Consider the following 13,876-nt stretch of genomic DNA (forward strand, 5'->3'; position numbering starts at 1 on the left):
TTTGCCACGCAGAAATCGGTCGATCGCGAGCAAGGGCTGCGCCGGTGCAACAGGCACTTCAAGCTTGCAGCCTTGCCCGCGATGACGCTGTTTCAAATGGCCAGGGCATGGTGATCCTGCACAAACGAGTAGCGCGTTCGGCTGGCTTGCGGCGCAGGTTTCAGAAAGCCCAGCAGAGCGTTCTGGCTGTCGCGGCAGGCGGCCTTGTGCTCCATGTCGAGGAAGTGCCCGGTGGCTTGCAGGGTGGTGAAGCTGCTGTGCGCTACGTGATTGCCAAACAGGCGTGCGTCTTCAGCAGCGGTGTATTCGTCCCATTCGCCATTCAGGAACAGTACCGGCACGCTGATCTTTTTCGCCGCATTCAGATAGCACTGGCGATCGCTGTGCAGTACGTCGTTGATGTGAAAGTGCATCTGCCCGTACTCATGCTCGGCGAGGCTGCTGACATGGCGATAGTTGAAGCGCTTGAACAGCGACGGCAGGTGTTTGCCAATCGTGTTGTTGACCAGATGACCGACCCGATCGCCGTCTCGGCTGCCGAGGTAATCGACGCCGCGCTCAAGGTAATCGAGCATGTGCGCATTGATCACCGGGGAGAACGAGCTGATCACGGCTTTTTCGATGCGCCGCGGTTGCTGGGCGAGGGCGACCAGAGTGGCGGCGCCGCCCCAGGAGAACGACAGCACGTGTTCGGCGGCGAAGTGATCGATCAGCTCCAGCAGAATCTGCCCTTCGACTTCCTTCGTCAGATGTTTCTCATGCCGGTTGTGGGCTTTTGAGCGGCCCGCGTAGGGCTGGTCATAACAGACCACGTTGAATTGCGGGTGCAGGTTTTTCACGGTCTGTGCAAACGACGCAGTCGTGGCCATCGAGCCGTTGACCAGAATGATGGTCTTTTCTGCGGCGTCTGCGCGATAGAACTCCGTGTAAACCCGATACTGACCCTGTATATCCAGCACAGCGATTTCTGGCCTCATGTCATAAGACTCCTGGCAAGCAAGCGGGTATGCGCGCAATCGAGATTGCACGAGCTTTGTGACAGGTAGGCATACGCCTGAAATTTGCTGGCCCATGTCGATCCGGTACGGCAGGTCGACGGGTGTTGTTATTGGCGGGCAGATTGCCGGCTGAGGCGCAGCCCTTGAGGGCAAACGACCGACAAAAAGTTTCTTGGAAGTATGTGGTGACTCATCGGTCACATTTCGGCCGACGTCCTGATTCAAGCAGGGGACTCAGGATCACGCAAGTGCCGTCGGCGAATTGTTCGACAACTTCGGCTGAGCGGTCGCCGGCTTAGAACAAATGAATCTCTTCGGTGCGCAAAGCGCGGTACTCGCCCGGTTTTAGCGCGTGATCGAGGGTCAGTTCGCCGATGGATTCGCGGTGCAGGCGCAGGACTTTGTTGTTGAAGAAGCCAAACATGCGCTTGACCTGATGGTAGCGGCCTTCAACGATGCTCAGTCGCGCCGAGCGTGGGCCGAGCAGCTCAAGCTGCGCCGGTTGCGTGGTCAGATCTTCGAAAGCGAAGTAGATGCCCTCGGCAAATTTCAGCGCGTAGCTCGGGTCGATGTGCTGTTCGGTTTCGACGTAATAGACCTTCGCCAGTTTGGTTTGCGGCTGCGTCAGGCGTCGCGACCAGGCGCCGTCATTGGTGATCAGCAGCAGCCCGGTGGTATTGAAATCCAGACGTCCGGCGATGTGCAGATCGTCCTTGTGCGGTTCATCGAGCAGGTCGAGCACGGTCGCATGCTGCGGATCGCGGGTGGCACTGACGCAGCCCGGGGGTTTGTGCAGCATGAAATAGCGCGCCGGTTTGCCGCTCTGCAGCACCTCATCGTCGACTTCGACCCGGCTGAATTCCAGCACCTCACTGTGCGGGTCGCTGACGACTTTTCCGTCAATCCGCACGCGCTTTTCCACCAGCAACAGGCGCACCTGCTGACGGTTGTAGCGGGGCAGATTGCTGAGGAAGCGGTCGACGCGCATGGTCAGAATTCAACGGACGAAGGGCCGCGCATCTTACGGGATCGGCCGCCGGCCTGCTTGCAGTTGCGCTTCGACCTGTGCGCAGCGCGGGCACAGGCAGGCTTGATTGCGCAGCGCGGCCGGCAGCGCTTCGAGCACCGCCGGGTCGATGGTCACGCCATAGCACCAGCATTCGCGGTCGGCGGTGCGCGGGTCGGCGAGGCTGCAATCGTTGCGCGCACCGCAGGCCGGGCAGTGGTCGGGTTTGACGTCGTTATCAGGCATAGGTCGAGTGCGGCATTTCCATGCAGGTGCGGTTGCGCCCGGTTTGCTTGGCGCGGTACATCGCATGATCGGCCCGGGACAGCAGAGTGTGCAAGGTGTCATCGCGTTGCACGGTGGTGGCGCCGATGCTCACGGTCAGATGCAGGCTGTGGCCATCGTAGGCATATTTGTGTTGTTCGACGTGCTGGCGGATCTTCTCGGCAATTTTCTGCCCGGTCTCACCGTCGGTGTCTTTCAACAGAACGATGAACTCTTCACCGCCCCAGCGGCAGACGATATCGGCGTGACGCAGGCAACTTTGCAGGTCGCGGGCGAAACCGATCAACACCTGATCGCCGGCCATGTGGCCGTAGGTGTCGTTCAAGGCTTTGAAGTGGTCGAGGTCGAGCAACAACGCGGTCAGCGGCTTGGTTTCCCGTTGGGCCTCGTGCAGCGCTTGCGCGGCGAGGATGTCGAAGCCGCGTCGGTTCGGCAGTTCGGTGAGACTGTCGAGGGTGGCGTGCGCCTGAATCTTCGCCTGGAAGCGCTTGATCACTCGATTGAGCAAGGCCAGCACGATCAACGTCACCAGCAGGCAGATCAGCAGATTGAGGTACAGCGACTGGCGGATCTCGCTCAGCGCGCCGTCCTCGCGTTTATCGACGAACAGGTACCAGTTCAACTCGGGGATAAACCGCACGTTGAGAAAATGCCCCTGGCCCTGAGTGGAATATTCGTAGCTGCCGCTGTGTGGCTTGGGCAATTGGCTGACCAGACTTTTCATGCTCTCCAGTTCGCCAAGACTCTGGCCGATGTGCGCGCCTTCCGGGCCACCCTCGGCACCGGTCAATACGAGGCGGCCGAAGGTATCGACGAAGTACACGCTGCGTTGATAGCGCTGTTGATACTTGTCGATCAGCTTGATCACCGCGTCCACGGTGAGGCCCACGCCCGCGGCGCCGATGAAGCGGTTGTGGTAGTCGTAGACCTTGTAGTTGATGAAGAACGTCAGGTTGTCCTTGTTGGCCAGATCCGGGTCGACGTTGATCTCGTACGGGTCCTGCATGTCGCGCACGCGGAAGTACCAGGTGTCGCGCGGCTCGTCGACTTTGACCTGCTTGAGCACACCTTTGGCGTGGTAGTAGGTGAGCGTGGCATTGGAAACGAAGAACGCCGTGTAGGCGCCGTAATGGGTCATGACCTCGTCGAGATAGCGGGTCATCTGCTCGGGATTCTGCTCGCCGTTGACCACCCAGTCGCGCATGAATGTATCGCGGGACATCATCGAGGAAATCAGGATCGGCCGGACCAGATCTTTCTGGATTTCCGAATAGACCGTGTCGGAGGTCAGTGGCAGTTCAGTGTTGACGATGTTGTCGCGGATCGACTCGCGGGACGCGAAATAGCTCAACAGCGAGGTGGCGAGAAAGCCGGCGCCGAGCAGGGCAACCAGGGTGAGCACCAGTGAACGTTGCGAGTACAAGGGAGAACGAAGCGGCATGGCAGATCCGTTGGCAGTGGCCCGATGGGATGCATTCTAGTGGGATGGTCGGGAAAACACTGCGGGATTTGTGCCTGAAATGGCGGGGGATATGACGTAGCGGTGTGTCAGGGAAATCGCAGCCCCTCACCCCAGCCCGCTCCCGGGGGAGAGGGAGCTGGATGGTGGGTGATGGAAAATCTGTGATCGACCCGGTATCAGCCAATGGCAACCGATGGACAATCGCCTCACCCTGGCCCTCTCCTGGGGGAGAGGGCCAGGGTGAGGGCGAGCTTTCGGATCAGCCCCGGGATGCCAGATACGCCCGCCATCCCCCCAAATGACTGATATCCACCGCACCCTCCAACCCATACGGCTCACAGATAAACCCGCTCTCCCAGCGCCCATCCGCCAGTTGCACCTTGCCCAACCCGAGCGGCGCCGGAATCCCGGTGAGAAACGAGCCCAGCTCACTGCTCGGCAACTCCCAAACCTCCACGGCAATCGCCACGCCGCCATCCTTGACCCGCACCATGCCCGGTCGCAATGGCGGGCCGCCGGCGAGGGCGTGCAGTCGATAGTCCGGCGAACTGAACGTGGTTTCCAGCAAACGCCCGCCACGCTGGGTCAGTTGCCAGTTCAACGCCAGCCCTTGCAGATGCGCGCCACACACCACCAATCGAGCGCGGTCATTGCGCGCAGCGTTCGCCGGAGCTGGCAGGGCACTGTCCTGCTGGCGCTGCAAGGCATCGGCCACGCTCAACAGATACTGGTCGGTAAATACCCGCCCGAACAACGTCACGCCCCACGGCAAACCGTTGCCCATGAACGCGGTCGGCACGGCGACGGCGGCGTAGTCGAGCAGGTTCATGAAGTTGGTGTAATAGCCCAGTTCAGAATTGCGCAGCACCGGCTCGGCCGCAAGCTCGGCCAGGGTCACTGGACGGCCGATGGTCGGTGTCAGCACGCAGTCGAGATTTTCCAGAGCCTCGTCGCAGAGGGCCTTCAGTGCCTGCAATCGATATTGCGCGCGAAAGGTCTGCACGCCAGTCACTGCCGGAGCCTTGGCCAGCACCGCACGGATCACCGGCAGCACCGCTTCGGGGTTCTGCTCCATCAGCTCACCGGCGACGCTGTAACGCTCGGCCACCCACGGCCCGTCGTAGAGCAAACGCGCTGCTTCCAGAAACGGTGACAGGTCCAGCTCGACGGGTTCGCCACCCAAGGCCTTGAGCCGTTTGATGGCCGCTGCGAACAGTTGCGGCCCTTCGTTGCAGCCAAAAAATTCAAGGTCCTGCGCCCGTGGCACGCCGAAGCGAAACGGTCGTGGCGCGCCGAATGCCGAGCTGTCGTTCCATGCCGGGTTGGGCCGGCTGTATTCATCGCGGGGATCGTGTCTGGCCGTCAGCGCCAGCAACTGACTGGCCTCGCGGGCGGTGGCGGTGAAAGTGGTCACGCAGTCCAACGTGCGGCACGCCGGCAGCACGCCGGCGGTGGAAATCAGGCCCTTGCTCGCCTTCAAACCGACCAGATTGTTCAACGCCGCCGGCACTCGCCCGGAACCGGCGGTGTCAGTGCCCAAGGCAAAACTCGCCACACCTAGCGCTACCGCCAGGGATGAACCCGCGCTGGAACCGCCGGACGGATACTCCGCCAGCACACTGTTCGGGCACGCACCATAAGGCGAGCGGCTGCCATTGAGGCCGGTGGCAAACTGATCGAGATTGGTCTTGCCCAGCGGAATCGCCCCCAGCGCCAATAGCTGCTCGACGATGGTCGCCGACTGCTGCGGCACATAGGCAAACGCCGGGCACGCGGCGGTGGTGGGAATGCCGGCCAGATCGATGTTGTCCTTGATCGCGAACGGCACGCCATACAGCGGCAGACTGTCGAGGTCACGACCGTCGAGGGCGGCCAGATACGGCTCCAGTTCATCGACGCTGAGCAGGTGGATGAACAAGTGATAGTCGGGGTTCAGCGCAGCGGCTTTTTCGCGCAGTTGCAGCAGCAGTTGGCGCGGTGTGGTATCGCCATCGCGATAGGCCTGACGCAGTGCATCGAGTTGCAGATTCATTGGTTGATCCTTTTCAGAAATGGCTTCAGTCGAGTTCCAGCACCACCACCCGTTGTCCGGCGCGCACCGCCGAACCGGGTTGCACGCGGATCTCTCGCACCACGCCGGCCAGCGGCGCGAGCACAGGGATTTCCATCTTCATCGACTCGAGAATCACCAGCACATCGCCCGCCGCGACACGCTGACCAGCCTCGACCTGCACCTGCCAGAGATTGCCGGCGATGTGGCTGTCAACGCTGTGTTCACCGCTTTGCAGCGGTGCTTCTTCGCTGGCGTCAGGCACGGCTTCTTCGCTGTCGAAATGCGCCTGGCCGCTGGCGATCCAGCGCTCGCGTTCAGCCTTGAACGCGCCCTGTTGCTGCGCACGGAAAGCGCTGATGCCCTCGGCTTCCTGACTGAGAAATGCCTGATAGTCGGCGAGGTTGAGCTGGCTGTGTTCGATGTTCAGATCAAAGCGCCCCAGCGGGAAATCACGGCGGATACGCAGCAGTTCTTCGGCGCTGACCGGGTAGAAGCGGATCTGATCGAAGAAGCGCAGCAGCCACGGTTTGCCATCGAACGCGGCGACTTCGCGATAGCGATTCCACATCTGCAGAGTGCGCCCGACAAACTGATAACCGCCCGGGCCTTCCATGCCGTACACGCACATATAGGCGCCGCCAATGCCCACCGAGTTCTCGGCGGTCCAGGTACGTGCCGGGTTGTACTTGGTGGTCACCAGACGATGGCGCGGATCGAGCGGCGTGGCCACCGGCGCGCCGAGGTAAACGTCGCCAAGGCCCATCACCAGATAACTCGCATCGAACACCGTGCGCTGCACTTCGTCGAGATTCGGCAGGTCGTTGATGCGCCGGATGAACTCCAGATTGCTCGGGCACCACGGCGCGTCCTTGCGCACGGTGGTCATGTATTTCTCGATCGCCAACTGACAGGCCGGGTCGTCCCACGACAGCGGCAAGTGCACGATGCGCGACGGCACTTGCAAGTCCTTGGCGGCGCACACCGCGTCCCATTCGCCGGCGATGATGCCGAGCAGATCGGCCAGCGGCAGTTGCTCGGGCTGGTAGTGCACTTGCAGCGAGCGAATGCCCGGGGTGAGGTCGATCACGCCATGCAGGGCTTGGCTTTCCAGCGCCTGCATCAGCGCGTGGGCGCGGAAGCGCAGGACCAGATCAAGCTCCGGCGCGCCGATTTCCAGCAGTAAATGAGTGTCGCCAGAAACCCGTGCAACCAGTCGCTGATCGCCTTGACCCAACTCCAACACCACAGGCGACATCAAACCCTGTGGGAGCGAGCCTGCTCGCGAAGAGGCCGTGTCAGTCAATATCGATTTGTCTTTGCCGACGCTTTCGCGAGCAGGCTCGCTCCCACAGGGGGCATCCCATTTCAGGGCGAGATCGCGGGCGGTCTTGAGGTCGACGGGAATGAACTGAATTTTATCGCCCGCCTTGAGCTGCCCCAGCTGCCACAGGTCCGCCTCGATCACCGTCACCGGGCAGACAAACCCACCCAGGCTCGGGCCATCCGGGCCGAGGATCACCGGCATGTCCCCGGTGAAATCCACCGCGCCAATCGCATACGGATTGTCATGGATGTTCGACGGGTGCAGACCCGCTTCACCGCCATCCTCACGCACCCACTCAGGCTTCGGTCCGATCAGGCGCACGCCGGTGCGGCTGGAGTTGAAATGCACTTCCCACTGGGTCACAAAGAACGTGGCGATGTAGTTTTCGCTGAAGTATTCCGGCGCGCCGTGCGGGCCGTAGATCACCCGGATCTGGCGCACGCTCGGCAGCGCGGTGATGTGCTGTTCGGCCAGTTGTTGGTCGGCGCTGTGGTCGGTCAATGCCGGCACATGCAAGACATCACCGGCCCTCAACGCGCGACCGCCATGCCCGCCAAACTGGCCGAGGGTGAAGGTACTTTTGCTGCCCAGATAATCCGGCACCTGCACGCCGCCGCGCAGGCACAGATAACTGCGCGCGCCGGCGCCGCTGATGCTGCCCAGCTGCAACGTCGCGCCGGCCGGGATCAGCAACGCGGTGTTCATTGGCACCGGTTCAGCGTCAAGGGTCAAGGCAATCGGCGCGCCGGTCACCGCGACCACCGCGTCACAATTGAAGCGCAGGATCGGCCCGCTCATGGTGATTTCCAGTGCGGCGGCGCCTTGTTCATTGCCGAGCAGACGATTGCCCAGGCGCAGCGCTCGGCTGTCCATCGGCCCCGAGGGTGGCACGCCGACGGCCCAATAGCCGAGGCGTCCGGGATAGTCCTGCACGCTGGTCTGCGTGCCGGCGCTGAGCACTTCGAAGGTGTTGGCGTGATACAGCAGATTTTCCAGACAACGGGTCCACGGCTGACCGCTGGCGAATGGAGCATCGAGCAGAATCTGCCGCAGATAGTCGCGGTTGGTTTCCACGCCGTACAACAGGCTATCGCCCAATGCCTGATGGAGTTCGGCGCGAGCCTGTTCGCGGCTGGGCGCCCACGCGATGAGCTTGGCAATCATCGGATCGAAATACGGCGGAATTTCCACGCCGGCCTCGACCCAGGTGTCGATACGCAACTCAACGCCGTTGGCGGGCGGAAATTGCACAGCGGTCAGCAGGCCCGGGCTCGGCTGGAAATCACGCCCCGGATCTTCCGCATACAGACGTGCCTGAATCGCATGGCCCTGCGGTTCCAGGCCTTGATACAACTCGTTCAGCGGCGGCAGATCACCAGCGGCCAGCTCGATCATCCAGCGCACCAGGTCCACGTCCCACACCTGTTCGGTGACGCCGTGCTCGACCTGCAAGCGCGTATTCACTTCGAGAAAATAGAAGCGCTGGGCCTCGCTGTCGAAGACGAATTCGACGGTGCCGGCGCTGCGGTAATTCACCGCTTGCGCCAGTTTGATCGCCGCTGCGCACAGCTCATCGGCCATGCCTTCTGGCAGGTTTGGCGCCGGGGTTTCTTCGAGGACTTTCTGGTTGCGCCGCTGCACTGAACAGTCGCGCACGCCGAGAGCGATGACTTCACCGCAGCCGTCGCCGAACACCTGCACTTCCAGATGCCGCGCGCGTTCGATGTACTTCTCGATGAACACCCCGGCGTCGCTGAAGTTGTTCTGGCCGAGGCGTTTCACCGCTTCGAACGACTCGCTCAATTCACTGGCGCTGCGGCACACGCGCATGCCGATGCCACCGCCGCCAGCGGTGCTTTTCAGCATCACCGGGTAGCCGACCTGTTCGGCGGCACTCAGCGCGCAATCGAGGCTGTCGAGCAGGTCGGTGCCTTCGAGCATCGGTACGCCGTGCTGTTTGGCCAACGCGCGAGCAGTGTGCTTGAGGCCGAACACCCGCAAATGCTCCGGCGTCGGCCCGATGAAGGCGATGCCCTGCGCTTCGCAGGCTTCGGCGAACGCTGCGTTCTCGGAGAGAAATCCGTAGCCGGGATGAATCGCCGTGGCGCCGCTTTGTTTGGCGATAGCGAGGATTTTGTCGACCGCCAGATAGGTCGCGGACGCCGCGCCTTCGCCGAGGCTGTGCGCTTCAGCGGCCTGGGAGATGTGCAGGCTGGCAGCGTCGGCTTCGGAGTACACCGCGATGCCTTTGGCCTTCAGCACGTTGATCGTGCGCAGGATGCGACAGGCAATCGCGCCACGGTTGGCGATCAGGATTTTTTCGAACATGGCATAACCCCTGAAGGGGGAGCGGGCCGTCCCGCTGTTTTTCGACAGACATCCGGGCCGTCCCGGATGGAAAAAACACACTTCACTCCAACCCACCACAAACCCCCTGTGGGAGCTGGCTTGCCAGCGATGAGGTCGGCACATCCAACATTGTTGGTGACTGAAACACCGCAATCGCTGGCAAGCCAGCTCCCACAGGACTGTCAGTGCCTTGAAGCTTTCAGGCACTGCCCGGAACGCGCCTGGCACAGTGCAAAAAGCCAACGGCGTAAACGGCTGATGGTCAGTTCCATATCAGCAACTCCGCCGGGGTCGGGTTGTAGGCATTGCACGGGTTGTTCAACTGCGGGCAGTTGGAAATCAGCACGATGACGTCCATCTCCGCGCGCAAATCAACGTACTTGCCCGGCGCGGAAATACCGTCCTCGAAGGTCAGCCCGCCATCCGCCGTCACTGGCACGTTCATGAAGAAATTGATGTTCGGCCCGATGTCGCTCTTGCTCAATCGGCCGTCGTGGGCGCAGGCGCGCAGGTAGTTGTCGCGGCAGCTGTGCATGTAGCGTTTTTCCAGGGCGTAGCGCACGGTGTTGCTCTCTTGCGCGCAGGCGCCGCCGAGGGTGTCGTGGCGCCCGCAGGTGTCGGCAACGATGGTCAGCATCGGCTGGCCGAGGTTGGAATACAGCACGCTGCCGGTGCTCAGGTAGACGCTGTTCTGCCGGCGCAAGGTGCGTTGCACGTCGTAGCGTTCCTTGGGGTTGGCGAGGCTGTAGAACAAAGTGTCGACGGCTTGATTGCCTTCCAGATCGAGGATGCGCAGGGTCTGCCCGGCCTTGACTTCCATCAGCCAGGGCTCGCCGGCGGGAATGGTCGCGCGGTAGATCGCGCTGTCGGCTTGCTTGTGGGAAGTGGCGATTGCGAGTGACATGGCAGCGATCCTCAGGCGAACAAACGGTCGGTGTTGATGAAGCCGCGCTCGTTTTCCGGGCGCGAAGTGCGGCAGTGTTCGGCGACGCTGGCGTCGGCGTTCATCCAGCTCAGCTTCAAGGGTTTCGGAGCGTATTCGGGGGACGGGTCCATCGGATGTTGCAGGGCGGTGAGCACCATCAGGGTGTCCATCGGCGCGTACAACTCGATGTAGTCACCGGCCTTCGAGTTGCCTTCGACGAAGTGGAAACGCCCGGCCTCATCGACGTTCACGCGGCTGAACAGATTGAGGGTCATCAGCAGGTCGGACAGGCCCAGGCCCCACTTGCCGAGTTCCACCAGCAGGTTGTCGGTGCCGTTGCGAAAGAAGCCGTTGCGCAGTTCCTGGTAGCGGCCCTGACCGTACTTTTCGGCGACTTCCTGTGCGCAAAGCACACCGCCGAGGCTGTCGCTCCAACCGCAGGTGTCGGCGGTGATCGCGGCGAGTACGCGGCCCATGTCCGAGTACAGGCAGTGGCCGGCAGTGAGCTTGGCGGTGTGTTGGCATTTGAGGCTGTCGGGCAGGTTCAATCGCTCGGTTTTTTCATTGGCATTGAGCAAGGTCAGGCTGACATTGGCACCGCCGCGCAGGTCGGTCAGGCGCAGTAACTGGCCGCGCTTGAGCACGAACGAACGGTGGCCGCCGCCCGGCAGCAGTTCTTCAGCGAAGGGTGGGAAGAGTTGGATTGAATCAGTCATTGGAGCAGTCCTCTCAAGCAGTGCGAAGGGTGCCCGCCAGCGGCAGCGGCAGGGCCTCGACGGCGGCGCGCTGGGCGCGGCGGTCGCTGTTCAACGGGATGTCGTAGGTGATGCGGGCGCCATAGGCGCCGGGGGCGTGCGGGTCGAGGCGCACCTTGTCGAACACCAGCAGGCGCGTGCCCAGGCTGAAGCCTTCCGACAGGTCGTGGGTGACCATGAACACCGTCAGTTGCGTCTCGCGCCACAGCTCCAGCAGCAGCGCGTGCATGTCTTTGCGAATGCCCGGATCGAGCGCGCCGAACGGCTCGTCGAGCAACAACACGCGCGGCTTCATGATCAGCGCCTGAGCGATGGCCAAGCGTTGCTGCATGCCGCCGGACAGCTGTGCCGGGTACTTGTCCAGCGCATGGCCGAGGCCGACTTTTGTCAGCAGGGCTGCAGCCTGCTCGCGCGCCTCGCGCTTGGCGTTGCCGAACAGCCGGCCAAGCAAGGGCGCGCGCGGCAATTCGAGACCGAGGGCGACGTTGTCGAGCACGCTCAGATGCGGGAACACCGAGTAGCGTTGAAAGACCACGCCACGGCTGGCATCCGGCTCGCTGGCCAAGGGCTGGCCGTCGAGCAGAATCTCCCCGCGACTGGCGCTTTCCTGGCCGAGCAACAGGCGCAGGAAGGTCGATTTGCCGCAACCGGAGGCGCCGACCAAGGTGCAGAACTCGCCTTCGTTGACGTTCAGGTTCAAGCCTTCCAGAACCACTTGATCGGCGTACTGCTGCCAGACGTTCTTTACTGTGATGAAGCTCATTTCGCCGCTCCCTCGTACCAGGGAAAAGCGCGCTGGGTCAGCTGTTTCAAGCCCCAGTCCATCAGCCAGGCGAGCAGGGTGATCCACACCACGTAGGGCAGGATCACATCCATCGCCAGGTAGCGCCGCACCAGAAAGATCCGGTAGCCGAGGCCATCAGTGGAGGCGATCGCTTCGGCGGCAATCAGGAACAGCCACGCCGAACCGAGCATCAAGCGCAGCGAGATCAGCAAGCGCGGCAACAGCTGCGGCAAGACCACGCGCAGCATCAGCGTCCAGGTCGAGGCGCCGAGGGTCTGCGCCTTGATCAGCAGTTCGACCGGAATGTCGCGGGCACGCTGTTCCAGATCCCGGGCCAGCGCCGGGGTGATGCCAATCACGATCAGCATGACTTTCGACAACTCGCCCAGGCCAAAGACGATGAACAGAATCGGCAGGATCGCCAGCGGCGGCACCATCGACAGCACCGTCAGCAACGGCGACAACGGCGCGCCGAACAGCGGCAGGGTGCCCGCCGCTATACCGAGGCAAAGACCCGCCAGCGCCGCGATGCCGAGGCCGATGGCCAAACGGCGCAGACTCGACGCGGTGTCTTGCCACAACAGATATTCACCGGTGCGGCTGTCGGCGTTGAAGGCCAGGCGTTTTACCGCGTCGCTCATCTGCACGGCGCTGGGCAGCAGTTTGTCGTTGGGGTTGTCCGCCAGGCGCTCGGCCGAGCCTGTGAAGTAGGCGAACAGCACCAGCGCGAACGGCAGGATCACCAGCAACAGGCGACTAGGACGATCGGGGTGGCGATTGATCAGGCGCATGGCCAAATCCTCCGTGGCTTACAGCTTGGCGTCGGCGGCCATCTGCACGTAGGTCGGATCGAAGCGCAGCTTGAGATTGGCGGTGTCGCCGCTGGTCACGCCGTTGGCGAAGGACATGCCGACCGCGCTCGGGTCCTTCGCGCCTTCGCCGAGCAGACCATGCTCGAAGGAGAATTCGGCGACCTTGCGCATGGTGTCCGGCAGTTGTTTGCTGGTGGCGAAATTCAGCGCTTCGCTCGGCGTGGCGAACAGTTTTGTGGTGTCCAGTTGCGCCTGGAAGCCGGCGAGATCAGTTCCCGAGGCCTTGGCCATGTGCTCCAGCGCAGCTTTGCTCGTGGCACTTTTCGCGTTCATCAAAGCGACCACTTCGAACCACGCCCCGGTCAGCGCTTTGCCCAGTGCCGGGTTGTCTTTGAGGGTGGCGCTGTTGACCACCATCATGTCCATGATCTCGCCGGGGATCTGGCTGGAATTGAACACTTCGGTGACGCCGGGTTTGGCTTTGATATCCGAGAGCATCGGGTTCCAGGTGGTCACGGCGTTGACGTCGTCGGTGTTGAATGCGGCGGCAATGTCGGCGTCGGAGGTGTTGACCACCTTCAGGTCTTTCTCGGTCAGGTCCACCGAGTCCAGCGCGCGAGCCAGCAGGTAATGGGAGACCGACAGCTCGACCAGATTGACGTCCATGCCCTTGAGGTCGGCGACTTTTTTACCTTCGCCTTTGAGCACGATGCCATCGTTGCCATTGGAGAAATCGCTGACGATCAACGCGGTGCTGTCAACGCCGCCGGCAGCGGGAATGGTCAGCGCATCCATGTTGGTCATGGTGCAGCCGTCGAACTGGCCGGCGGTGTACTGGTTGATCGATTCGACGTAGTCGTTGAGTTGCACGACGTCGATCTTGATCCCGTATTTCTTCGCCCATTTGTCGACGATGCCCTGGCTGCCGGCGTATTCCCATGGCATCCAGCCGGCGTAGATCGTCCAGCACACGCTGAAGTGGTCTTTCTGGGCGGCGGAAGATTGCGTGCTGATGAGCGCGGCGAAAGCGGCGGCGAGCAGGGCGGGGAAACGTAGTCGGATCATTGCGGATTCTCCAGTTGATCGAGGGCGGACAGGAAGGCAACGCGGCACCGCGAACGGT

Annotated in this window: 11 protein-coding genes; all 11 read right to left on the reverse strand. The window is 62.2% G+C overall.

Going from position 1 to position 13,876, the window contains the following annotated elements:
• Window positions 1-92: 92 nt before the first annotated feature.
• The 11 genes from ACYSTU_RS12520 to ACYSTU_RS12570 all read right to left on the reverse strand — a co-directional run bounded on the left by ACYSTU_RS12520 (window position 93) and on the right by ACYSTU_RS12570 (window position 13,818).
• On the reverse strand, window positions 93-977 hold the full coding sequence (locus ACYSTU_RS12520; protein ID WP_016771295.1) for an alpha/beta fold hydrolase: 885 nt from the start codon (window positions 975-977) through the stop codon (window positions 93-95).
• A gap of 316 nt (window positions 978-1,293) precedes the next feature.
• Window positions 1,294-1,986, reverse strand: a complete 693-nt coding sequence (locus tag ACYSTU_RS12525) for a pseudouridine synthase (protein WP_264364658.1) — start codon at window positions 1,984-1,986, stop codon at window positions 1,294-1,296.
• A 33-nt stretch (window positions 1,987-2,019) separates the two neighbouring features.
• Window positions 2,020-2,250, reverse strand: coding sequence for a cysteine-rich CWC family protein (locus tag ACYSTU_RS12530; RefSeq protein ID WP_024011976.1), 231 nt, complete (start codon window positions 2,248-2,250; stop codon window positions 2,020-2,022).
• Window positions 2,243-3,730, reverse strand: a complete 1,488-nt coding sequence (locus tag ACYSTU_RS12535) for a sensor domain-containing diguanylate cyclase (protein WP_024011977.1) — start codon at window positions 3,728-3,730, stop codon at window positions 2,243-2,245. The genes ACYSTU_RS12530 and ACYSTU_RS12535 overlap by 8 nt, the downstream gene beginning before the upstream one ends.
• Window positions 3,731-4,010: 280 nt before the next feature.
• Window positions 4,011-5,783: an allophanate hydrolase gene (gene atzF / locus ACYSTU_RS12540; RefSeq protein ID WP_217879474.1), complete on the reverse strand. Its 1,773-nt coding sequence runs from the start codon at window positions 5,781-5,783 to the stop codon at window positions 4,011-4,013.
• A gap of 25 nt (window positions 5,784-5,808) precedes the next feature.
• Window positions 5,809-9,456 (reverse strand): urea carboxylase, encoded by a 3,648-nt coding sequence (gene uca / locus ACYSTU_RS12545; protein ID WP_217879475.1) that lies wholly within the window; start codon window positions 9,454-9,456, stop codon window positions 5,809-5,811.
• 283 nt (window positions 9,457-9,739) lie between these two features.
• Window positions 9,740-10,381: an urea amidolyase associated protein UAAP2 gene (locus tag ACYSTU_RS12550; protein WP_130903204.1), complete on the reverse strand. Its 642-nt coding sequence runs from the start codon at window positions 10,379-10,381 to the stop codon at window positions 9,740-9,742.
• Between the two features lie 11 nt (window positions 10,382-10,392).
• A complete protein-coding gene (locus tag ACYSTU_RS12555) occupies window positions 10,393-11,118 on the reverse strand; it encodes an urea amidolyase associated protein UAAP1 (protein WP_110644979.1) in 726 nt (241 codons plus the stop codon).
• Between the two features lie 13 nt (window positions 11,119-11,131).
• Entirely contained in the window at window positions 11,132-11,920 is a 789-nt protein-coding gene (locus tag ACYSTU_RS12560; protein ID WP_024011981.1) for an ABC transporter ATP-binding protein, read from the reverse strand.
• Complete coding sequence (locus tag ACYSTU_RS12565; protein WP_024011982.1) at window positions 11,917-12,732, reverse strand: ABC transporter permease; 816 nt, start codon at window positions 12,730-12,732, stop codon at window positions 11,917-11,919. The genes ACYSTU_RS12560 and ACYSTU_RS12565 overlap by 4 nt, the downstream gene beginning before the upstream one ends.
• Before the next feature lie 18 nt (window positions 12,733-12,750).
• Complete coding sequence (locus ACYSTU_RS12570; protein WP_498998857.1) at window positions 12,751-13,818, reverse strand: putative urea ABC transporter substrate-binding protein; 1,068 nt, start codon at window positions 13,816-13,818, stop codon at window positions 12,751-12,753.
• Window positions 13,819-13,876: the final 58 nt, after the last annotated feature.

Source organism: Pseudomonas glycinis (assembly GCF_054871425.1).

What these genes read in the sequence shown, in the direction of transcription:
- ACYSTU_RS12520 (WP_016771295.1), bottom strand. Translation starts at nt 977, where the DNA reads ATGAGGCCAGAAATCGCTGTGCTGGATATACAGGGTCAGTATCGGGTT.
- ACYSTU_RS12525 (WP_264364658.1), bottom strand. Translation starts at nt 1,986, where the DNA reads ATGCGCGTCGACCGCTTCCTCAGCAATCTGCCCCGCTACAACCGTCAG.
- ACYSTU_RS12530 (WP_024011976.1), bottom strand. Translation starts at nt 2,250, where the DNA reads ATGCCTGATAACGACGTCAAACCCGACCACTGCCCGGCCTGCGGTGCG.
- ACYSTU_RS12535 (WP_024011977.1), bottom strand. Translation starts at nt 3,730, where the DNA reads ATGCCGCTTCGTTCTCCCTTGTACTCGCAACGTTCACTGGTGCTCACC.
- atzF (WP_217879474.1), bottom strand. Translation starts at nt 5,783, where the DNA reads ATGAATCTGCAACTCGATGCACTGCGTCAGGCCTATCGCGATGGCGAT.
- uca (WP_217879475.1), bottom strand. Translation starts at nt 9,456, where the DNA reads ATGTTCGAAAAAATCCTGATCGCCAACCGTGGCGCGATTGCCTGTCGC.
- ACYSTU_RS12550 (WP_130903204.1), bottom strand. Translation starts at nt 10,381, where the DNA reads ATGTCACTCGCAATCGCCACTTCCCACAAGCAAGCCGACAGCGCGATC.
- ACYSTU_RS12555 (WP_110644979.1), bottom strand. Translation starts at nt 11,118, where the DNA reads ATGACTGATTCAATCCAACTCTTCCCACCCTTCGCTGAAGAACTGCTG.
- ACYSTU_RS12560 (WP_024011981.1), bottom strand. Translation starts at nt 11,920, where the DNA reads ATGAGCTTCATCACAGTAAAGAACGTCTGGCAGCAGTACGCCGATCAA.
- ACYSTU_RS12565 (WP_024011982.1), bottom strand. Translation starts at nt 12,732, where the DNA reads ATGCGCCTGATCAATCGCCACCCCGATCGTCCTAGTCGCCTGTTGCTG.
- ACYSTU_RS12570 (WP_498998857.1), bottom strand. Translation starts at nt 13,818, where the DNA reads ATGATCCGACTACGTTTCCCCGCCCTGCTCGCCGCCGCTTTCGCCGCG.